General features: G+C 75.5%; 14 protein-coding genes. 11 read left to right on the top strand and 3 right to left on the bottom strand.

What is annotated here, in order from left to right; translation table 11 throughout:
• The 5 genes from FA014_RS08250 to FA014_RS08230 form a co-directional block, all read left to right on the top strand.
• A partial coding sequence (locus FA014_RS08250) for a family 43 glycosylhydrolase (protein WP_154729212.1) occupies positions 1 to 378 on the top strand: 378 nt, incomplete at its 5' end.
• Complete coding sequence (locus FA014_RS08245) at positions 375 to 1,715, top strand: oligosaccharide MFS transporter (RefSeq protein WP_154729211.1); 1,341 nt, start codon at positions 375 to 377, stop codon at positions 1,713 to 1,715. The genes FA014_RS08250 and FA014_RS08245, both read left to right, overlap by 4 nt.
• 91 nt (positions 1,716 to 1,806) lie before the next feature.
• A complete protein-coding gene (locus tag FA014_RS08240) occupies positions 1,807 to 4,395 on the top strand; it encodes a SpoIIE family protein phosphatase (RefSeq protein WP_230322971.1) in 2,589 nt (862 codons plus the stop codon).
• A 167-nt stretch (positions 4,396 to 4,562) separates the two neighbouring features.
• Positions 4,563 to 5,966, top strand: a complete 1,404-nt coding sequence (locus FA014_RS08235) for a hemolysin family protein (RefSeq protein ID WP_154729209.1) — start codon at positions 4,563 to 4,565, stop codon at positions 5,964 to 5,966.
• On the top strand, positions 5,963 to 6,997 hold the full coding sequence (locus FA014_RS08230; RefSeq protein WP_154729208.1) for a hemolysin family protein: 1,035 nt from the start codon (positions 5,963 to 5,965) through the stop codon (positions 6,995 to 6,997). The genes FA014_RS08235 and FA014_RS08230 overlap by 4 nt, the downstream gene beginning before the upstream one ends.
• 151 nt (positions 6,998 to 7,148) lie before the next feature.
• Here the strand turns inward: FA014_RS08230 and FA014_RS08225 are convergent, their stop codons facing one another.
• A complete protein-coding gene (locus FA014_RS08225) occupies positions 7,149 to 9,437 on the bottom strand; it encodes a putative bifunctional diguanylate cyclase/phosphodiesterase (RefSeq protein WP_154729207.1) in 2,289 nt (762 codons plus the stop codon).
• 106 nt (positions 9,438 to 9,543) lie between these two features.
• On the opposite strand from FA014_RS08225, the gene FA014_RS08220 reads away from it, so the two are divergent.
• Complete coding sequence (locus FA014_RS08220; protein WP_154729206.1) at positions 9,544 to 10,110, top strand: dihydrofolate reductase family protein; 567 nt, start codon at positions 9,544 to 9,546, stop codon at positions 10,108 to 10,110.
• Positions 10,111 to 10,128: 18 nt separating this feature from the next.
• On the opposite strand, the gene solA is transcribed toward FA014_RS08220, so the two are convergent.
• The gene (gene solA / locus FA014_RS08215; RefSeq protein ID WP_195969212.1) at positions 10,129 to 11,307 is read right to left on the bottom strand and encodes an N-methyl-L-tryptophan oxidase; all 1,179 of its coding nucleotides are present in this window, start codon (positions 11,305 to 11,307) and stop codon (positions 10,129 to 10,131) included.
• 97 nt (positions 11,308 to 11,404) lie between these two features.
• Positions 11,405 to 12,688: a GntR family transcriptional regulator gene (locus FA014_RS21065; protein WP_195969211.1), complete on the bottom strand. Its 1,284-nt coding sequence runs from the start codon at positions 12,686 to 12,688 to the stop codon at positions 11,405 to 11,407.
• A gap of 119 nt (positions 12,689 to 12,807) precedes the next feature.
• Here FA014_RS21065 and FA014_RS08205 point away from each other — a divergent pair, with 119 nt between their 5' ends.
• The 5 genes from FA014_RS08205 to FA014_RS08185 form a co-directional block, all read left to right on the top strand.
• Entirely contained in the window at positions 12,808 to 15,009 is a 2,202-nt protein-coding gene (locus FA014_RS08205) for a MucBP domain-containing protein (protein WP_154729203.1), read from the top strand.
• A gap of 303 nt (positions 15,010 to 15,312) precedes the next feature.
• Positions 15,313 to 16,650 carry an ABC transporter substrate-binding protein gene (locus tag FA014_RS08200; RefSeq protein ID WP_154729202.1) on the top strand — a complete coding sequence of 446 codons (1,338 nt, stop codon included), beginning with the start codon at positions 15,313 to 15,315 and terminating at the stop codon, positions 16,648 to 16,650.
• Positions 16,651 to 16,654: 4 nt separating this feature from the next.
• Positions 16,655 to 17,599 carry a carbohydrate ABC transporter permease gene (locus tag FA014_RS08195; RefSeq protein ID WP_195969210.1) on the top strand — a complete coding sequence of 315 codons (945 nt, stop codon included), beginning with the start codon at positions 16,655 to 16,657 and terminating at the stop codon, positions 17,597 to 17,599.
• Complete coding sequence (locus FA014_RS08190; protein ID WP_230322970.1) at positions 17,596 to 18,504, top strand: carbohydrate ABC transporter permease; 909 nt, start codon at positions 17,596 to 17,598, stop codon at positions 18,502 to 18,504. Before FA014_RS08195 ends, FA014_RS08190 begins: the two co-directional genes overlap by 4 nt.
• On the top strand, positions 18,501 to 22,419 hold a 3,919-nt coding region (locus FA014_RS08185), incomplete at its 3' end, for an alpha-galactosidase (protein ID WP_154729201.1). The genes FA014_RS08190 and FA014_RS08185, both read left to right, overlap by 4 nt.

Below are 22,419 nucleotides of genomic sequence, written 5' to 3'. Positions count from 1 at the left end.
ACGTACTCCGGCGCGGCGACCGGCATCGACTACGCGATGGGTGTGCTGACCGCCGACCTCGGGTCCGACCTGCTGGACCCCGCCTCGTGGACCAAGAGCCCGACCCCGGTGTTCGTGTCCGACCCGGGCGCCGGGCAGTACGGGCCGGGGCACAACTCGTTCACCGAGCTGCCCGACGGCACCCCGGTCCTCGTCTACCACGCCCGCACCTACACCGAGATCGTCGGCGACCCGCTGTGGGACCCCAACCGGCACGCCCGCGCCCAGGTCCTGCCGTTCGACGACCACGGCAACCCCGTGTGGGGCACACCCGTGCCCGACACCCGCCCCACCCCGACCTCGACCGAGGTCCTCAGCCCCGCCGGAGACAAGCAGTGAGCACCAGCACCACCCCCGCCGCCGAGCAGCGCCCGAGCGCCCTGGAGTCGCTGAAGCGCGGCGTGTTCTGGAACTACGGCGGGCTGTTCTTCTTCTACTTCGCCATCTGGCAGCTCGCGTTCACCTTCCTGCCGCTGTGGCTCGCGCGCGAGGGGATGGGCACCGGCGCGATCGGCGTCGTCAGCACCGTCTCCGCGATCACGGCGCTCGCCCTGCAGCCCGTCTACGGGTTCCTGCAGGACCGGCTCGGCTTCAAGAAGTACCTGTTCGCGTTCGTCGTGCTGTGCGCGGCGTTCATGGGGCCGTTCTTCGTGTTCGTGTTCCAGCCGCTGATCGGCGTGAACGAGTACCTGGCGGCGGTCGTCGGTGGGGTGTTCCTCAGCCTCTGCCTGAACTCCGGCGTCGGCGTCGTGGAGGCGTTCAGCGAGCGCGCCAGCCGCGCGAACGGCTACGAGTACGGCCACGCCCGGCTGTTCGGCTCGCTCGCCGGCGGCACCGCGGCGCTGGTCGGCGGGTTCATCTGGGCCGCCAACCCGGACAGCATCTGGTGGGCCGGCTCGGTGTCGGCGATCGTGCTGGGCACGCTGCTGTTCGTGGCCCGGGTGCCGAAGGCCGACGGCCCGGACGCGCGCGGCGCGGGCGCGGCGGCCGACGCCGGCACGGGCGGCACGAAGGTCTCCAAGGAGACGGTGCTCGCCCTGCTCCGCGACCGGAACTTCCTCGGCTTCGTCGTGCTGATGTTCGGCACCGCGGCGCTGTACGACGTGTTCGACCAGCAGTTCCCGAACTACTTCGCCACGTTCGTCGCGAGCGGCGACCCGGAGGTGCTGTTCTCCCGCGTCGTCGCGGTGCAGATCTTCGCCGAGGCGGCGTTCATGGTGGCGGCCCCGTTCATCGTCAACCGGATCGGCGCCCGCAAGGGCCTGATGGTGTTCGCCGCGATCCTGCTCGTCCGGGTGCTCGGCTCCGCGTTCTTCACGCACGAGTGGCTGCTCATCGCGTGGCGCCTGCTGGCCGCGATCGAGATGCCGTTCCTGCTCGTCTCGGTGATGAAGTACATCACCCGGATGTTCGACGTCCGGATCTCCGCCACGGCCTACATGCTGGGGTTCAACTTCGCCAAGCAGATCGGCATCGCGATCTTCGCGTCGGTGTTCGGCGCCTCGTACGCGGCCATCGGGTTCGCCCACTCGTACCTGATCATGGCGGGCGTGATCCTGGCGGTCACGGTGGTGGCGCGGTTCCTGATGGCCGACGACCGGGACCGGGTGGCCCCGGGCGAGCCGACCGACCGCGCGGACGGCGGCGCGCCCACGCACGTGCTCGCGTCGTCCTGAGCCGGGGCGGTCCCGGGGCCCGGCCGGGCCGGGCCCCGGGACCGCTCACCTCGCCTATGCTGCACGCAGGCCGCGACAGATGGAGGGACCCGTGCCCGACCATCCCGCGCAGAGCCCCGCGACGCCGTCGCCGCAGTCCGCGGTGCAGCGCCTGCTGACCTCGGTCGGCAACCCCGCCCTGGAGCGCCTGGCGCAGCTCGCGTCCCGGCTCCTCGCCGCCTCGTCCTCGCAGGTGTCCCTGCTGGCCGACGTCCCCAGCGCCGGCACCGGCGCGCCCACCGCCGCGGACGTCGGCCCCGTCGTCGGCGCGACAGGCACCCGCAGCGCGCTGCAGGACCGGGTGTGCGCCGTGACCGCGCGGCTCGGCGAGCCGCTCGTCGTCGCGGACGCCAGCGGGGACGACCGGCTCCGCGACCTCGGCGTGGTCGCGGACGGCGAGGTGCGCGCGTACCTCGGCGTGCCGCTGGTCGGCAAGGACGGCCACGTCGTGGGCGCGCTGTGCGTGTACGACGCGCAGGTGCGCGCCTGGTCGACCGACGACGTGCTGGTGCTCACCGACCTGGCGGCCTCGGCGGTCGCGGAGCTCGAGCTGTCGGCGCTGGCCGTGGAGTACGAGGCCGACCGGGTGCGGTGGCAGCTCGCGGTGACCGCCGGCGGGGTCGGGAGCTTCGACTGGGACCTCGTCACCGGGGTGCTCGCGTGGGACGACGAGCTGCACGCCGTCTTCGGCGTGGCCCCCGGGACGTTCGGCGGCACGATCGAGGCGTTCGACGCGTGCCTGCACCCGGACGACCGCGCGCGCGTCGCGGAGGCGCTCCAGGACGCGATCGACCGGGTCGGTCCGTACTCCGCGGAGTACCGGGTGCTGCACCCGTCGGGCGAGGTGCGCTGGGTGCGGGCGAAGGGCCTGGCGCTGCCCGGCCCGGAGGGCACCGCGGTCCGGGTGCTCGGCGCGGCGTACGACACCACCGTCGAGCGCGAGGCCGACGCCCGGATCGCCCGGGTGCTCGAGACCATGCAGACCGCGTTCTTCCTGCTCGACGACGCGTGGCGGTTCAGCTACGTCAACGCGGAGGCCGAGCGCGTGCTCGGGCGCAGCCGCGGCGAGCTGCTGGGCGGCGTGATCTGGGACCTGTTCCCGCTGTCGGTCGGGTCGGCGTTCGAGGAGCACTACCGGGGCGCGGCCGAGACCGGCGTCGCGCGGTCCTTCGAGGCGTACTACCCGCCGCCGCTCGACGGCTGGTACGAGGTCCGGGCGCACCCCGGTCCCGACGGGCTGTCGGTGTACTTCCACGACATCACCGAGCGCCGCCGGCTCGAGGAGCAGCGCGCCGCCGCGCTCGCCGAGGCGGACGCGGCGACCAGCCGGCTGGCCCTGCTCGCCACCGTGGGGGAGGACCTGAGCGCCACCCTGGACACCGAGTACGCGGTCGCCCGGCTCGCGCGGCACGTGGTGAGGCACTTCGGGTCGTGGGCCCTGGTGACCCTGTGGGACGAGGACCGGCGGCTCCGGGACATCGCCGGGTACCACGCGGACCCGGCACGGCGCCGGGCGGTGGCCCGGTACGCGCAGGTCCGGCTCGGCGCGCTGTCCCCGTCGTCCTTCCTGCACCGCGCCCTGCGCTCGGGCGAGCCCGTGGTGATCCCCGGCGCGACCGCGGCGGTGCTGCCGCTGCTCACGGGGGAGGCGCACGACGTGTTCGCCGAGCTCGCGCCCCGCACCGGCTACGCGGTGCCGATGCGGGCCCGCGGCCGCACGGTGGGGGCGATCTCCCTGTTCCTGGACGAGGGGCACGCGGACCTGGCCGACGCGGACCTCGCGCTGCTGGTGCAGGTCGCCGACCGCGCCGGGCTCGCGCTGGACAACGCCCGCCTGTACGAGGGGCAGCGCGGGATGGCCGAGACGCTCCAGCGCGCGCTGCTGTCGGCGCCCGCCCAGCCGGACGACCTGGACGTCGCGGTGCGGTACGTCCCGGCGGCGCGTGCGGCCCAGGTCGGCGGCGACTGGTACGACGCGTTCCTCCAGACCTCGGGGTCGACCGTCGTGGTGATCGGCGACGTCATGGGCCACGACCGGCACGCGGCCGCGGTGATGAGCCAGGTCCGCACGCTGCTGCGCGGCATCGCGGCGACCACCGGCGGCAGCCCCGCCGAGGTGCTGCGCTCCCTGGACGCCGTGCTCGACACGCTGCGGGTCGACGCGATGGCGACCGCGGTCGTCGGCCGGCTGGAGCAGACCGCCGAGGACCGGGCCGCGGGCACCACCCGGTTCCGCTGGACCAACGCGGGCCACCTGCCGCCGCTGCTCGTCGCGCCGGACGGCACCGTGCGCGAGCTGCGCGCGCCGCGGCCGGAGCTGGTGCTCGGGGTGTCGCCGGAGAACGCGCGCACCGACTCGGTGGTCGAGATCCCGCGCGGGTCGACCGTGCTGCTCTACACCGACGGGCTGGTGGAGCGGCGCGGGGCGCACCTGCAGGAGGGCATCGACGGCCTCGCCGAGCTGGTCGCGGAGCTGGCGCCGGAGGCGCGGGCCCGGGCCACGGGGTCGGCGACGCTCGACGCCGCGTTCCTCGCGGACGCGGTGCTCGCGCGCGGCCTGGCGGGGGACGCGCCCGAGGACGACATCGCGCTGCTCGTGGTGCACCTGGGGCTGCAGGACGGGTCCCGCCCGCGCGGCTGACCGCGCCGGCGCGACCCGGGACCTTCGTCCTGAGTAGGTGGTGGGAACCGGGACACCGGCCCGCGCGTTGGGGAGTCGATCGTGCCCCCGACCTGGAGAGAGATGGACGGCGACAGTAGTACCCACCCCCTGCGCCCGCGCGAGACGGCGACGGGGGGTGAGATCTGATGTGGGTCCTGTCCCTGCTCCTGGGCGTGCTCGTCGTGCTGGCGATCACCGCCGCGACCGGGTACTTCGTCGCGCAGGAGTTCGCGTACATGGCCGTCGACCGGTCGCGGCTGAACGCCCGTGCCGCCGACGGCGACGCCGGCGCGCGGCGCGCGCTCACCGTGACCCGGCGCACCTCGTTCATGCTGTCCGGCGCCCAGCTGGGCATCACCGTCACCGGCCTGCTGGTCGGCTACGTGGCCGAACCGCTCATCGGCGACGCCCTCGGCGAGGCCCTCGGCGGCGTCGGCGTGCCCACCGGGGTCGGCGTCGCCGTCGGCACCGTGCTCGCGCTGCTGCTGTCCACGCTCGTGCAGATGCTGTTCGGCGAGCTGTTCCCGAAGAACCTCGCGATCTCGCGCCCGGAGCCCGTGGCGGTGCGGCTCGCGTCGTCCACGACCGCGTACCTGACGGTGTTCGGCTGGCTGATCCGGGTGTTCGACTCCGCGTCGAACGCGCTGCTGCGCGTGCTGCGCATCGAGCCCGTGCACGACGTGGAGCACTCCGCGACCGCGCGCGACCTCGAGCACATCGTCGCCGAGTCCGCCGAGTCCGGGGACCTGCCGCGGGAGCTGTCGGTGCTGCTGGACCGGATCCTCGACTTCCCGGACCAGGACGTCGAGCACGCGATGATCCCGCGCTCCCGCGTCGACGTCGTGCGCGCCGGCGCCACCGTGGGCCAGGTCCGGGAGCAGATGGCCAGCGGCCACTCCCGGTACCCGGTGCTGTCGGCGGACGAGGAGGTGCTGGGCGTCGTGCACCTGCAGGACGTCCTGGTCGCCACCGACCCGGGCGAGCCCGTCGAGCGCCTCATGCGCGCGCCGGAGCTGGTGCCGACGTCGATGGCGCTGCCCGACGCGCTGCGGCAGCTCGCCGCGGGGCGCAACCAGCTCGCGTGCGTCCTCGACGAGTACGGCGGCTTCGCCGGCGTGCTGACCTTCGAGGACCTGGCGGAGGAGCTCGTCGGCGAGATCACCGACGAGCACGACACCGGCGTGCACGCCCCGACCCTCGCGGAGGACGACGGCGCCTGGACCATGGCCGGCGACGTCCACGTCGACGAGGTCGAGCGCGCCGTGGGCCGCGACCTGCCCGCCGGCGACTGGGAGACGATCGGCGGCCTCGTGACCGCGGCGCACGGCTCCCTGCCCGTGGCCGGGACCAGCGTCGTGCTGCTGCTGCCCGACGACCCGGGCGAGCTCGCGCACGCGGGCGAGCCGGACCCCGTGTGGATGCGGGTCGACGTGCTGGAGATCGAGCGGCACGTCCCCGCGCTGGTGCGGGTGACCGTCCCCGCCGACCCGCCGCCCACCGAGGACGAGCGCGCCGGCGCCGTCGCGCGCGACCAGGAGGAGAACCGATGAGCCCCCTCGTCGTCGTGATCGTGACCGTCGGCCTGATCGCCCTGTCGGCGTTCTTCGTGGCCGTCGAGTTCGCGGCGCTCGCCGCCAAGCGGTACCGGCTCGAGGAGGCCGCGCCGCGCAGCCGGTCGGCCCGGGCCGCCCTGCGCAGCTCCACCGAGCTCACGGTCCTGCTCGCCGGGTCCCAGCTCGGCATCACCGCGTGCACCCTGGCGCTCGGCGCCGTCACCAAGCCCGCGGTGCACCACTGGCTGACGCCGCTGTTCGAGGGCTGGGGCGTCGCGCTCTGGCTCGCGGACGTGGCCGGGTTCGTGCTGGCGCTGATCATCGTGACCTTCCTGCACCTGGTCGTCGGCGAGATGGCGCCGAAGTCCTGGGCGATCGCGCACCCCGAGACGTCCGCGATCCTGCTCGCCACCCCGATGCGCGCGTTCATGTGGCTCACCCGGCCGCTGCTGCGCGTGCTGAACCGGGCGGCGAACTGGTGCCTGCGGCGGGTGGGCGTCGAGCCGGCCGACCAGGTCGCCACCGGCCAGAACCCGGACGACCTGCGGCACCTGGTGGAGCACTCCGCCAACGTGGGCGCGCTGGACGCGTCCTACTCCCGGCAGCTCACCGGGGCCCTGGAGCTGCAGTCGCTGACCGTCCGGGACCTGGTCCGGGCGGGCGGGTCGCCGACGGCCGTCGCGCCCGACGCGACGATGGCGGACGTCCGGCAGGCCACGCAGGCGTCCGGGCACCTGCGCGTGCTCGTCGGCACCGGCGACCGGCTGGACGGCGTCGTGCACGTGCGCGACACCCTCGCCCACCCGGACGCCGCGCCCGTCGGGGCCGTGGCCCGCCCGGTGCTGCGGCTCGAGGCCGACGCGCCGGTGTCCGGGGCGCTGACGCAGATGCGCGAGGGGCGCCAGCACCTCGCGCTGGTGCTCGACGGCGGCCGGACCCTGGGCGTGGTGACGCTGGCGGACGTCCTCGCGCGCCTCTTCCCCCTGGCCGCCCCGGACCCGGCGCCGGCGCCCGCCGAGCCGCGCTGACCTGGGCCGTCCTCGGGGGCTGTCCTGGTGCCCCGCTGATCGTCGCGAGCCCACCCGGTCGATCGGGTGGGCTCGCGACGATCGGGCGGTGATCGGGGAGCGGGCGGGAGCTCGGGAGCGGGCGGTGGCTCGGGTGGGCCGAGGGGTCGGGTCAGGCGGGGGCCGGGGTGCGCGTCGCCGTGTCGCGGGCGCGGAGCCAGGCGTCGGCCTCCGCCGGCGGCATCGGCCGGCCGTGCAGGTACCCCTGGGTGCGGTCGCAGCCCATGCGGCGCAGCGCCTCGTCGGTCGCGGCGTCCTCGACGCCCTCCGCGATCAGCCGCAGGCCCAGGTGGTGCGCGAGCTCCACCGTCCCGGACACGATCGCCCGGGTGCGCGCGTCGGTCGTCAGCCGGGCGGTGAACGACCGGTCGAGCTTCAGCTCGCCCGCGGGCAGCTCGTTGAGGTAGGTCAGCGACGAGTAGCCCGAGCCGTAGTCGTCGATGGACAGCCCGATGCCGCGGTCCGCGATCGCGCGGGTCACGGCCACGGCGTGCGGCGGGTCGTGCATGAGCGTCGTCTCCGTGATCTCCACGACCAGGCCCGCCGCGCGCAGCCCCGCGGCGGCGAGCGCCTCGTCGAGCGTCGCGAGCAGCCGCGGGTGGCCCAGGCAGGACGTCGACAGGTTCACGGCCACCGGGAGGTCGCGGCCCTCGTCCTGCCACCGGGCGGCCGACCGGGTCGCCTGCGCCAGCACCCGCTCCGTGAGGGCGAACATCGACCCGGTCTGCTCGGCCAGGTCGACGAAGGCCGCCGGGGGCAGCAGGCCGCGCGACGGGTGCGCCCAGCGGACCAGCGCCTCCATGCCGACCACCCGGCCGTCCGCGCAGTCGAGCTGCGGCTGGTAGTGCAGCTCCAGGGCGCCGTGCCGGCCGTCGCCGTCCGGCGCGGACAGCAGGGCGCGCAGCTCGTCGGCCAGGGCCATCTCGTCGCGGTCGCGCGCGTCGGCCGCCTCGTCGTAGACCCGCACGCCACCGCCGGCCCGCTTGGCCGCGTACATCGCGGTGTCGGCCCAGCGCACCAGCTCCCCGTCCCGGTGGTCGCCGAACGCGGTGCTGGCGACGCCGATGCTCGCGTCGAGCCGGACCACCCGGCCGGTGACCTCGATCGGCTCGCACACCGCCTCCCGCAGCGCGTGCGCCACCGCCGTGGCCCCCTCGACGTCGTGGTGGTCGAGCACGACGCCGAACTCGTCGCCGCCGAACCGGGCGAGCAGCGCGCTGCCGTCCAACCGGCCCTGGAGCCGCCGGCTGACGGTCCGGATCACGGCGTCGCCGGCGGGGTGGCCGTACCGGTCGTTGACGTCCTTGAACCGGTCGAGGTCGATGACCAGCAGCGCCGCGCCGCTCCGGGCCGCGGCGAACCGGTCGGCCACCTCCAGCATGGCGCGCCGGTTCGCCACGCCGGTGAGCGGGTCGGTGCGCGCCTCCTTCCGGGTGGCGGCGAGGGCGGCGAGCTCGTTGGCGGTGCGGAGGAGCTGCGCGCAGCCGCCGGCGACGCCCGCGGCGGCCAGCAGCGCGACCCACGGGGTGCCCGCCGGGCGGAGGCTGTCCAGCACCAGGACCACCGTGCTCGCCGCGATCGCGATCATCGCGCAGGTCGTCACCACCAGCGTCGAGGCGAAGTGGCCCCGCAACGGCGGCGGCTTGATCGCGCCCGCCCGCGCGGTGACCAGGGTCAGCGCGGCCCAGCTGAGGACGGCGGGGACCGCGGGCGCGGCACCGGCGGGCAGCCAGGGGAGCAGCGCCAGCTCGACCGCGGCCATCGACCCGAGCCCGGCCATGAGCAGCCACGCCCGCGGGTCGTCCCGGAGCCCGCCCAGCACGGTGACGACCAGGGTCATCACCGCCAGCACGATCAGCACCGCGGCCCGGAGCAGGTGCCCCTCGGCGGCCCAGCCCGGTCCGTCGGCCGGCAGCACGCCGACCCGGACCGCCCACGCCAGCAGCGCGAGCGTCCCGAGCGTCGACCCGGCGAAGCTGACCCAGTCGACCGGGTGCACGGCCGAGGTCCGGAACCGGTTCCAGCTCAGCATGCCCTGGTGGGCGCACAGCACCGCGACGACGCCCCCGACGGTGAGCCCGAGCCCGCGGAGCCCGCCGGCCGCCGGGCCGCGCACGGTCAGGTCCACGACCGCCTCGACGGCGAGGCCCGCGGCGACCGCGGTCACCGACCGGCCGCACCACCGCCACAGACCGCGCTCCTCGAGCGAGCGGATCGGGCCCTGCTGCCGCAGCACCACGCCCGCCGACACCGCCGCCAGCACGCCGCCCGCCGCGGTGAGCCCCGGCACCCCCGTCACGCCCTCGACGACGGCCAGCACGGCGACGAGCGCCGCGGGGCCCAGGAGCAGCGGCCCGGGCGGCAGGACGCGGCGCCGCGGCGGGGCGGTCGTGGAGGGCATCACCGACACCATCGGCGCGCGGGACCGGCAGCCGAGCCGTGCGGCCCGAGTTCACCCGCGGCGGCCGGCTCTCGACCCCGCGAGGGCGCGGCCCTACGGTGGGGCGATGGGGCGGCTGATCTACTCGATGTTCACCTCGCTCGACGGGTACGCGGCGGACGCGTCCGGCAGCAGCGACTGGGGCGGGGCGCTCGACCCGGCGCTGCACGACTTCATCTCCGCGCAGACGCGGTCGGTCGGCACGTACCTGTACGGCCGCCGCATGTACGAGACGATGTCGTTCTGGGAGACCGCGCTGGAGGCACCCGACCCGCCCCCGTTCGTCCGCACCTACGCCGAGGTGTGGCAGGCGGCCGACAAGGTCGTCTACTCCTCGACGCTGGGGGAGCCGACGACCGCGCGGACGACCGTCGAGCGGTCGTTCGACCCGGAGGCGGTCCGGGCGTGGGTGTCGGGGCTCGGCCACGACGTCACGGTCGACGGGCCGACGCTGGCGGCGCACGCGCTGCGGGCGGGGATCGTCGACGAGGTGCAGCCGTACCTCGCGCCGGTCTCGGTCGGCGCCGGCCTGCGGTTCTGGCCCGAGGACGTGCCGCTCGACCTGGAGCTCCTGGAGCAGCGCGGGTTCGGCAACGGGACGCTCTGGCTGCGGTACGCCGTGCGCCGCGGCTGACCGCGGGCGCCCGCGACGTCAGGCGTGCAGGCCGAAGTCCGCGGCGTACCCCGGGTCGGTGATCGCGGGCCGGGTGAGCGCGAACGCCGCGATGTCGTGCGCCGTCGACCCCGCGGTGACGAGGTCGGCGAGCACCGAGCCGACCAGGCTCGCGAACTTGCCGCCGTGCCCCGCGCCGTTGAACACGGCGACGTGCGGGTGCCCGGGCACGGTGTCGAGCACGAACTCGCGGTCCGGCGGCATGTCGTAGACGCACACCGCGCTGCGCAGCGCGGGCCCGGCCGCCGCCGGCAGGTGCCGGGCGAGGAACTCCCGGGAGCGCTCGGTGGTCACGGGGTCGGGGCGGTGGGTGCGGCCCTCGCTGGTGACGAAGTGCCCGCGCATGTCCCGGGCGATCTTGACGCCCGCCTCGCCGTACACCGGGAAGCCGTACATCACCTCGTCGCCGTGCCACACCCAGATCGGGAACCTCTCGGGCGTGAAGTCGGTGAGCCGGGACGACGCGACGTAGTCGACCTGCTCCTCGGACAGCGTCAGCCGGAAGTCGAGCCCGAGGTCCGGCATGAGGTCGCCGAGCCAGGACGCCGCGGCGACGACCAGCCCGCCCGCGTCGACGTCGCCCGCGGAGGTCCGGACGGTGACCCCGCCCGCGCGGACGTCGACCCCGGTGACCCGGGTGTGCGGCCAGAACTCGACGCCGGCGGCCAGGGCGAGCGACGTGTGCGCCGAGACGGACCGCCGGATGTCGATCAGCCCCGCGTCCGCCTGGTGCAGCGCCGTGGTGCCGTCCGGGACCCGCCACTGCGGGTACCGGGCGCGCAGGTCGGCGGTCGACAGGTCCTCGAACCGCGCGCCACCGGCGGCCATCGCGTCGCGGAACACGGCGAGCCGGTCCGTGCCGTCCGGGCTCGGCGGGGCGAGGTCCAGCCCGCCGGTGCGGGTGAGCACCCGGAGACCGGACTCCTGCTCCACCCGGTCCCACGCGGCGAACATGGCATCGGTCAGGCGCACGTACTCGGGCCGGTGGTAGGACCGCCGGATGATCCGCGAGTGGTCGCCGGACGAGCCGAGCGAGTTGACCAGGTCGAACTGCTCGACGACGAGCACCCGCTCGGCGCCCGCGCGGGCGAGCCAGTACGCGGCGGCCGAGCCGACGGCCCCGGCCCCGATGACGACGTGCGAGTAGGTGCGTGCCACCCGCCGCACGCTAGCCCGCGGGCGCGGGGCGGTCGACGGGCGTCCACGGGGCGCGCGGAGGTTGCGCACCGGGCGGCGGCCCCGCGCCGCCGGGGGATCAGCCGGCCGGTGCGGTCGCCGTGTACGCCGACAGCACCGCGCGCTCGGCGGCGTCCGCGTCACCCGCGGCCGCCGCGTCGCGCAGCAGGCCGACCAGCGCCGGGTCCGACGTGTCGAGCCGCGCCGGGTGGTGCGCCACGGACCAGCGGGTGCGGGCGGCGAGCGTCGAGGCGTGCCGGACGAGCAGCCGGTTGGGGCAGCGGGCGTCGACGGCCGAGGTCAGCCGGAGCGTCGCCCGGACGGCGTCGTCCGGGGTCGGGCCGACCGTCCACGGTTCGAGCGCGGCGAGCGCGGTCACCAGCCCGTCGGGGTCGGCCTCGACGGTCAGCCGGACCGCCAGCCCGCGCAGCACGCCGAGCGCCCGCAGGAGGTGCCGCAGGCCGGCGGGCGTCGACTCCGCGACGCGCGCCGGGCGGTGGTGCGCCTGGACGACGAGGCCGTCCCGGGCGAGCGCGGCCAGCGCCTCCCGCACCGGCGTGCGCGAGACCCCGAGCCAGACCATGAGCTCCGACTCGCGCAGCGTCTCGCCCGGCCCGAGCGTCCCGTCCTGGATCGCCTGCTCGATCGCGTCGGCGGTCCGCTGCCGCAGGGTCGGGGCCGACGGCGGGGTGGGCGGGTGGTCGCTCTCGCCGGTCATCGCGGTGTCCGCGACGAGCGCGTCGACCAGGGTCAGCCACGCCGCGCGGGCGCCCTCCGCGTCGCCGGCGAGCGCGGCGTCGACCGCGGCCCGCATGCCGCTGTGGTGGGCCGGCCCGAGGTCGTCGGCGTGCAGCGCGGCGAAGCGGTGCGCGACGGGTCCGACCGACGAGGAGATGCGGGCGTACTCGGGGTTGCCGGTGCCGGCGACGACGGCGTCCAGCAGGGGACGCAGGCCGTCCCGCCGGGCCGCCTCGCGGTAGCTGCCGGCATCGGCGAGCACGGTCGTCCGCAGGCGCTCGAGCGTCGCGCGCAGCCCGTCGTCCAGCCGGGTCGCGACCTCGGCGAGCGACTGGGCGAGGACCGCGCCGTCGATCTCCAGCGACTCGCGCGACGCGCGCCCGTCGAGCCGCGTGACGTGGGTGGACCGCCGGGGCGCGACGTCGACGAGCCCGACGGCGGCGAGCTGGTTGAGCGCCTCGCGCAGGGGAGCCCGGGAGGTGCCGGTCAGGCGCTGGAGCTCCTCGTCGTCCAGCCGGCTCCCGGGGGCGAGCTCTCCCGTGATGACCCGGTGCACCAGCGCGGCGTAGACCTCGTCGCGCATCGGGGTCCTGGTCAGGGGCATGGGCTCGCGGGGGATCGGCACGGTGCACATCCAACCAGGTCGAGGACCCGCTACGCATGAGGACGTTGGTCCTGACGGTGGTTGTGGTCGCTGAAATACGCTGCTCTGCCCATCGCCGCACACCGCAAGGGAGCAGCCCGATGAGCAACCGACCCGCACCCCGCACCGCGACGGCCACCGGGGTCGTCGCCGCGATGACCGTCGCCCTCGTCCTCGCCGGAGCGGGACCCGGGCACGCCGCCCCCGGTGCCCCCGGCGTCCCGGGGCCCGCACCGGTGGTCTTCCACGAGGACTTCGAGCAGGCGCCCGACACCGGCCGGCGGACGATGCTGCCGGACTACGTGAGCGCGACCGGCGCGCACTACACGGCCGACCCCTACTGGATCGACAACGTCAAGGCGAACGGCATGGTGCTGTCGTGGGACAACACGGCGTACCCCGCCGACGGCACCGGGGCCCAGAACGGCACGCAGGAGACCGCGTTCAACACGCTCCGGCAGCTCGCCGAGGCGATCGGGCGGATCAACGGCACGCCCGCGGGTGCCGCCCGCACCAACACGGTCATCTCGGCCTACACCCAGAGCACCGGCACCCCGCCGCCCGGTGGCCAGGTCATGTTCCGCACCGTCGAGGACATCGCCCTCGCGGACGCGCAGGGCCGGTTCCTGGCGTTCTCGATGTCCGCGGCCGCGACCAACGCGAAGAACCCGGCCGCGACCGGTGCGCCCAGGAACCGCGAGAACCCGCAGCTCATGCTCTTCGTCGACCGCGCCGGCGTCGAGACCCCGCTGACCACGACACCCATCGACCCGCTCACCGACCCGCGCTCGGTGCAGGTCGACGTCACCGCGCTCACCCCGGGGTCGGGGGAGGCGGTCCGCGCCGGCCGGTTCGCGTCCGACCGGTCCTTCCTCTACGAGGGCGGTGAGTTCGGCGTCGTGGTCCGGAACATGACCTCGGCGCACCTGGGCAACGACGGCGCGTTCGACGACATCACGATCCTCGACGTCACCCCGCAGCTCGACAAGGAGTTCGCCCCCGCGCACGCCGTCACCGGTGCGCCCGTGCGGCTCACGTTCACCGTCACCAACACCGCCGAGCTCGCGGGCAAGCAGGGCTGGGCGTTCACCGACGCCCTGCCTGCGGGCCTGGTCGTCGCGGCGGAGCCGAACCTCGTCGTCGACGGCGCCGCGACGGTCGTCGCCGAGCCGGGCGGCACGACGATCGGTGTGACCGGCGGGGACCTGGCGCCCGGCGACCACGCGCTGACGATCTCCGTGGACGTCACGGCGGCGGTGGCGGGCACCTACGTCAACGGGGCGGCCGACATCGTCGTGCGGCGGGGGCTGGACGCCCCGGGTTCCGCGACCGTGACCTTCGAGGACCCGGCGCCGGTCCCCGCGGACCTGGTCGTGCGGTACGTGGACGAGTCCGGGACCCCGGTCGCCGACGGCTACACGACCCACGGCGCGGTCGGGGACCCCTACAGCACCGCCCCCGTGGACGTGCCCGGCTACGAGCTGGTCGCGCTGCCCGCGAACCAGGACGGCACGCTGCAGGACGGGACCACCGAGGTCGTCTACGTCTACCGGCCGGCACCCGCCCCGGTACCCGGCGAGGTCGTCGTCCGGCACGTGGACCAGGACGGCCGGGAGATCGCCCCGAGCGAGCGCACCGAGGGCGCCGTCGACGAGCCGTACGGCACCTCCCCGGCGGACGTCCCGGGCTACACCCTCGTCGAGACCCCGGGGAACGCGTCCGGCCGGTACACGGACGGCAGCACCGAGGTCGTGTACGTGTACCGGAAGGACCCGCCCCCGGCGGCACCGGCCGACCTGATCGTCCGGTGGGTCACCGAGGACGGCACCCCGCTCGCGGACGAGTACCGCGGCACCGGGGTGGTCGGCGAGCCGTACACGTCGGAGCGGAAGTCGTTCGACGGGTACACGCTGGTCGCGATGCCGGCGAACGCCGCGGGCGACCTGACCGCGTCGACCACGGAGGTGGTCTACGTCTACCGGGCCGACCCGCCCGCCGACCCGCCGGCCGAGCCGGTCGTCCCGCCGGTCGACCCGCCTGCCGACCCGCCCGCGGACCCGGTCGGTCCGCCCGCGGACCCGGTCGCCGTGGCTGATCTCGACGTCCCGCCGCCGCCCGCCGCGCGGGAGGTCGTGCACCGATCCGGCGTCCTGGCTGCCGGGGGGGCCGAGCGGCCACGCCCGGCGGCGCTGGCGACCACCGGGTCCGCGGCCGGCCCCCTGGGCGGTCTCGCGCTCGCCCTCGCGCTGACCGGCGCCGCCCTCGTGCTGGCGCGGCGTCGCGGGCACGGGAAGGAGGTCTGAGCCCGGGGTCGCCCGCGACCCGAGGCCGTCCCGCCGCCCTCCCGGCGGCGGGGCGGCCTGCGGCCTGCCCGGTGAAAACGGGGAGCGCGGGACCCGCAGCCGGGACAGCACGGAGCAGGGTGTCGCCGGAGCGGCAGGGTGCTTGTCGCGCCCGTCGCTGCCTGATAGCGTTATCACGCCGCGTGATAGCGATTTCACAGACGCGCAAGGGTGACCCCCCGGCGTCGCGCGGCCCGGCCGGTGCCTCCAGCGACGGACGCAGCCGGCGAGTGCCTCGACAACGATGACGACGGACGGAGAACCATGCGCGCGACCCGATCTGCCCGGACGCTGGCCGTAGCGGCCGCGGCGGGCGCCGCCCTGCTGCTGACCAGCTGCGCCGGCGGCGACCTCGGCAGCAGCAGCGGCAGCGAGGGCGGCGACGACGCCGCCACGACCTGGAACGACGCCACGGCGGACCTGTCCGGCGTGACGATCACCTTCGGCGGCGGCACCGCCGGCGGACCCCTGGACGGCGCCATCGAGGCGTTCCAGGAGGAGACGGGCGCGACGATCAAGCGCGTCACGTACCCGGACCCCTACGAGCAGAACCTGCAGACCCGCGTGGCCACCGGCGACATCCCGGACCTCGCGTCCTGGCAGCCGACCACCAGCATGCTCACCGCGCTCCAGGCGCCCGCGAACCTGCTGCCGCTCGACGACGCCCCGTGGCTCGACGCCATGGACCCCGCCGTGCGCGACATCGCCGGCTTCGTGGACGACACCCGGTACGCGGCGATCGTGTCCTCGCCGTCCGTGATGGGCGTGTACTACAACAAGGCGGTCTTCGCGCAGCACGGCATCACGGACCTGCCGCAGAGCTGGGACGAGATGCTCGACGTCGCCCGCACGATCCAGGCCGGCGGCGGCACCGCGTTCGTCGAGGCCGGCGGCGCGCAGTGGCCGACCCAGTGGGCGGTGCAGATGCAGCTGGCGGAGGCGGCCCAGGACGGGCTGTGGGACGAGGTGAACGCCGGGGAGACGGCGTTCACGGACAGCCCGATCATCGACGCCATCACGACCTACCAGGGGATGGTCGACGAGGGCCTGTACAACGACGACCTGCGGACCGCGACGTTCGAGGACCAGTCCGCCCACCTCTTCGCCGGGGACGGCGCCATGGCGCTCCAGGTGAACGCGCTGCTGGAGCAGCTGCTCACCCAGTACGACGCGGCGCAGATCGACGACACGCTCGGCTGGTTCCCGGTCTCGAGGGACGGCACCGTCGCCACGACGATCCCGGACAACAAGAACGGCGTCGTCGCGTTCAGGACCGGCGACGCGGAGCGCGAGGCCGCGGCCAAGCAGTTCCTCACGTTCCTGATGACGGACTACTACCCGACGTACATCGAGGACGGCGGACTCGTGTCCATCGAGACCGACGTCCCGAACCCGGACACGGTCCCGCAGCTGGCGCAGGACATCGCGGCCTCGCTCGGCGACTCGGTGGGCTCGATGCAGTCGCTCGCCATCGCCAACCCCGACCTGTACATCAACCTGGCCTCGCTGCTGTACGGCGAGATGACGCCGGAGCAGGTGGCCGACGCGACGCAGCAGCAGTTCGCGCAGCTCGCGCAGGCCCAGGGCGCCGAGGGCTTCTGAGCCGATGGCGACCACCGCACCCGCGCCCGCCCGGACCGCGCACGCCGCGGCCGGGCGGGCGGCGGCCCCGGCCTCGCGCCGGCGCCGCGCCGTCTCGTACCCGTCCTGGATGCTGTGGCCGGCGTTCGCCGCGCTGCTGGTGTTCTTCCTGGTGCCGACGCTGCTCAACTTCGTCTACGCCTTCACCGACTGGTCGGCCTTCAAGCAGGGCTTCGGCTTCGTCGGCACCCAGAACTTCCAGCGGCTGTTCGCCGACGGCTCGCTGCTGTCGTCGCTGCGGGTGACGCTGGTGTGGGCGCTGCTCGTCGCGCTGCTGCAGAACGGGTTCGGCTTCGTGCTGGCGCTGCTGCTGGAGGGGGACACCCGGGTCAACCGGGGCGCGCGGATCGTGTTCTTCCTGCCGGTGCTGCTGTCGCCGCTGGCCGTGGGCTACGTGTTCCAGGCCCTGCTGCGCCCGGACGGCGCGCTGAACGGCGTGCTCGGCGCGCTGACCGGCACGGACGTCTCGATCGCGTGGCTCGGGAGCACGACCTGGACGATCGTCGTGGTCTCGGTGGTGCAGGCCTGGAAGTGGATGGGCCTGTCGATGCTGATCTTCATGGCCGGCCTCAAGACGATGCCGACCGACGTGCTGGAGGCGGCGCGGATCGACGGCGCCTCGTGGTGGCGGACGCTGTGGAGCGTCCGGTTCCCGCTGCTCGCCCCCGCGGTGACGTTCAACGTCGCGACCGCGCTGCTCGGATCGATGAACGGCTTCGACACGGCGACCGCGCTGACCAACGGCGGCCCCGCCCGCAGCACCGAGCTGCTGAACATCTTCATCTTCCGCACGTTCGGCCAGGGCCTGTACGCCCAGGCCACGACGATGAGCCTGGTGCTGTTCCTGACCGTGGTGATCGTCGCCCTGCCCGTGATCCTGTACCTGCGCCGCCGGGAGAACGTCCTGTGACCGCCACGCCCGCCACCCTGGCCGCCCCGGCCGCGACGACCCGCCGCGCGGTCGACCGCCGCCGCGGGGGAACCCCCGGCCGCCGCACCGCCGGCCGCGTCCTGCACGACGTCGTCGTGGTGCTGCTCGCGGCGGTCGTCGTCGGCGTGCCGCTCTGGCTCGTCCTGGTCACGGCGTCGAAGACCACCGCCGAGGCCGCCCGCCCCGACCTGAGCCTGCCGACCGAGCTCGCCCTCGGCGACAACCTGCGGCAGGTGATCGACCAGGGCGAGGTGCTGCTCGCGCTCGGCGGCAGCCTGCTGGTGACCGTGCCGGCCGTCGTCCTGCTGCTGGTGCTCGGCTCGGCCGCGTCCTGGGTGCTCGCCCGGCGCACCGGCCGGTGGAACGCGGTCCTGTACACGGTGGGCATCTCGAGCATCGTGCTGCCGCCCGCCGTGATCACCACCGTGCTCACCGTGCGGAGCCTCGGCCTGCAGGGCACCGCTCCCGGCATGGTGGGCGTGTACACCGGCATGTTCATGGGCACGGTGATCTTCTTCGTCACCGGCTTCGTGCGGAACCTGCCGATCGAGCTCGAGGAGGCCGCCCGCCTGGACGGCACGACGCCGTTCCAGCTGTTCACCCGGATCGTGCTGCCGATGCTGCGCCCGGTGATCGCGACGGCCGCCATCCTGACCACGCTGTCCATCTGGAACGAGGTCTTCTACACGTTCTTCGTCCTCGGCGGCGGGGACACCACCACGCTGCCCCTGAACCTGTACAAGGTCGCGAGCGCGGCCCAGTACGTCAACAACTGGAACCTGATCTTCGCCTACGTGGTCCTCATGAGCCTGCCCATGATCATCGTGTTCGCCGTCGCCCAGCGGCGGATCATCTCCGGCGTCACCTCGGGGGCGGTCAAGTGAGCGCCGACCTGAACCCCGGCACCACCGTCGCCGCCGGGACCGTCACCCTCGCGAACGACGTGGTCGAGGTCGTCCTCGCGCACGCCCCCGACGCACCGGTCCGGGTCCTGCGGCTCGGCGCGCCCGGTGCGGCGCACCACGACCTGCCCCCGTCGCAGCCCGCCGTCGAGGTGGTCACCGTCGACGCCGGCCGCACGCCCGCGGCCGACCGGCTGTCCGGCGGCACGGTCAGCGCCCGGCTGCGGTACGCCGGGCACCGGCTGGACCGGGACGGCGACCGCCAGGTGCTGGTCGTCGACCAGGCGGAGGAGGGCGGCTCCCTGCGGGTCGCGCTGCGGCTGGAGCTGTGGGACGGCGTCGCGGCGGTGCGCGCCCGGGCGACCACCACCGTGACGGACGACGCCCCCGGCCCGCGGCGGCTGCTCGCCGTCGCCCCGCTCGCGCTCGCGGTGGGCGCCGGCGGCACGGGTGACCCCGACGCGCTGGAGATCAGCCTGGCCGACAACCAGTGGGTCGGCGAGAGCCGGTGGCGCACCCTGCCGCTGCGGGCGGCCGGCGTCCCCGACGTGCGGGTCGCCTCCCACGGCGGCGCGCGCGGCACGCTGTCCCGGGCCTCGCGGGGCCTGTGGTCCACGGGCGAGGCGCAGCCGGTCGGCGTGCTCGCCGCGCGCGGCGGCCCCGGGGCCTGGGCCTGGCAGGTCGAGTCCACCGCCGGCTGGCGCTGGGAGGTCGGCGAGCACGTGGCCGGCGCGTACCTGGCGCTGTCCGGCCCGACCGACCTCGACCACGGCTGGAGCCGCGTGCTGGAACCGGGTGAGGAGCACGTCTCCCCGGCGGTCGCGGTCGCCGTGGGCACCGACCTGGACGCCGCCGCGGCGGGGCTGACCGGCGTGCGCCGGGCGGTCCGCCGCCCGCACCCGGACAACGCCGGGCTGCGGGTGGTGTTCAACGACTACATGAACACGCTCATGGGCGACCCGACGACGGAGAAGGTGCGGCCGCTGGTCGACGCCGCGGCCGACGCGGGTGCCGAGGTGTTCTGCATCGACTGCGGCTGGTACGACGACACCGACGGCTGGTGGTGGAGCGTCGGCGCCTGGCAGCCGTCGACCACCCGGTTCCCCGGGGGCGGCCTGCAGGCGCTCCTCGACCACATCGCGGACCGCGGTCTGGTGCCGGGCCTGTGGCTGGAGCCCGAGGTGGTCGGCGTCAGCAGCCCGGTCGCCGACCTGCTGCCCGCGGACGCGTTCCTGCAGCGCAACGGCGAGCGGCTCGTCGAGCACGGCCGGTACCACCTGGACCTGCGGCACCCCGCGGCGCGCGCGCACGTCGACGAGGCCGTGGACCGGCTGGTCGCGATGGGCGTCGGGTTCTTCAAGCTGGACTACAACGTCAACCCGGTCGCCGGGACGGACGTCGGCTCGGACAGCCCGGCGGACGGTCTGGTCGGGCACGCCGCGGCGCACCGCGACTGGCTCGAGGGGGTCCTGCGGCGGCACCCGGACCTGGTCCTGGAGAACTGCTCGTCGGGCGCCATGCGGGCGGACCCGGAGCTGCTCCGGCTGCTGCCGCTGCAGTCGACCTCCGACCAGCAGGACCCGCTGGCGTACCCGCCGATCGCGGCGTCCGCGCCGCTGGCGATGCTGCCCGAGCAGGCCGGGAGCTGGGCGTACCCGCAGCCGGAGATGTCCGACGAGGGGATCGCGTTCACGCTGTGCACCGGGATGCTCGGCCGGATGTACCTGTCCGGCCGCGTCGACGCGATGTCCCCGGCGCAGCGCTCGCTGGTCGCCGAGGCGGTGGCCGCGCACAAGCGGCTGCGCGCGGACGTCGCGACCGGGCACGCGCGGTGGCCGCTCGGCGTCGAGCAGTGGTCCGCACCCTGGGTCGCGGCGGCGGTCGACGCCGCCGGCGCCACCCACCTCACCCTCTGGCGGCGCCCCGGTGCCCCGGCGACGGTCGAGGTGCCGCTGCCGGAGCACGCCGGGCACGACCTGGTGGTCACGACGACGTTCCCGACGCGGCTCGCCACGTGGGCCGCGACGTGGGACGCCGACCGCGCGGTGCTCACGGTCGGGGCCGCGGGGGACGAGCCGGCCGCCCGGACGCTGCGGCTGACCCGCGGCGCCCCGGTCCAGCGGGCGCGCGTCGACCTGGCGGAGCGCACCGGCACGGTGCACGGCGGGGCGACCGGCATGCTCTACGGCCTGGTCGAGCCCGGTGTCCCGGCGCCCGCGCTGCTGGCCGGCGTCCGGCCGCGGACCGTGGCGCAGAAGTCGCCCGGCGGTCTGCAGCACCCGGGCGGCGACGCCCTCGAGCTGCTCGACGGGTTCGTCGCGGCGGGGGGCGAGGACGTGTACGTGTACGTCCAGGACGCGCTGCGGCAGTGGCCGTACGAGGAGGTCGGCATCGCCGCGTACCTCGACGTGCTCCGGGACGCCGTGCGCGCCACCGCCGGCCACCCGGAGCGGGACCGGCTGGTGTGGGTGCCGTTCAACGAGCCGGACTGGATCTGGTACGCCGACTGGTCCGCCGCGGGGCGCGACCGGTTCCTGGCCGACTGGGACGCGGCGGTCGCGGTGATCCGCGCCGAGCACCCCGGCGGCAGGGTCGCGGGACCCAACGAGGCGGACTACCACCCGCGCCGGGTCCGGGACGTGCTCACCCACGCCCGGGACCACGGCACGCTCCCGGACGTCGTGTCCTGGCACGAGCTCCAGCCGCGCACGACGGAGACCTACCGGGCGCACCTGGACCACCTGCGGGCGCTGGAGCGCGAGCTCGGGCTGGACGCCCGGCCGGTGACCGTCGACGAGTACGGCAACCGGCGGGACATGTCGGTGCCGGCGCCGCTGCTGCTCTGGGCGGAGGCGTTCGAGAGCACCAAGGTGGACGCCGACCTGGCGTACTGGACGCTCGCCGGGAACCTGGACGACCAGGCCGTCGGGGCCGCGCGGCCGAACGCCGGGTGGTGGCTGCTGCACTGGTACGCGTCCCTGCGCGGCGAGACCGTCGCGGCGACCGTGCCGCACCCGGGCGTCCGCGACTCGCTGCGGGTGCTCGCGGCGGTCGACGACGAGGGGGCGGCGACCGCCCTGGTCGGCGGCACCGCGGACGACGTGGAGCTGACGGTGACCGGGCTCGCGCCCGGCGCGCGGTACCGGCGGCGGGTCGCGGTCGCGGCGTGGAGCGGGTACCAGGGCGTGCTGGAGCAGCCCCCGGTCGAGGCCGACGACGTGCTGACGGCCGGGCCGGACGGCGTGGCGGTGCTGCGCCTCGCCGGCGGGGACGCGGCGGCGGTCCGCCGGGTGGACCTGGTGCCCGTCGGCGACGGGCAGCACCCCGGCGACGCGCAGCACCCCGGCGACGCGCAGGACGCGGGCGACCCGCGGGGGCCGTGGCAGGTCACCGTCGGCGTCGACCCGGCGCGCGTGACCGACGGCGCGCTGGTCCGGCACGGCGACGACCCGCAGCACTACCACGGCACCGGGCCGGTGTCCGTGGCACTCGCGCCCGGCTCGGGCTCGGTGTCGTTCGACGTGCTCGTGCCCGCGGCGGGGCGCCACGCGGTGGGCCTCGGCTACGGCACCGCCGGGGTGCCCGGGCGCGCCGAGCTGCGGGTCGACGGCGGCGCGCCGGTCGCGCTGGACCTGTCCGCGACCCTGGAGCCGCGGTACACCGGCCGGGCGGACGTGGTCCTGCCGCTGACCGCGGGCGCGCACACGGTCGAGGTCCGCGGTGCCGGTGACACGGCGCTCGCGGTCGACCACCTGCGGGTGCGGGCCGTGCCGCCCGGGGCCGTGCGGTACGACGCGGTGCTCGCCCGCCGGTCCGCCGGCTGCCGGACGGCGGGCGCCTGGGCGGTGGCGGTGCCGCCGGGGGAGCGGCTGACGTTCTTCGTCGTCGCGGAGCGGG

Origin of the sequence: Cellulomonas hominis (genome assembly GCF_005239125.1) — a bacterium.
GTDB classification, from domain to species: domain Bacteria; phylum Actinomycetota; class Actinomycetes; order Actinomycetales; family Cellulomonadaceae; genus Cellulomonas; species Cellulomonas hominis_A.
This window is presented reverse-complemented; position numbering and strand designations above follow the sequence as displayed.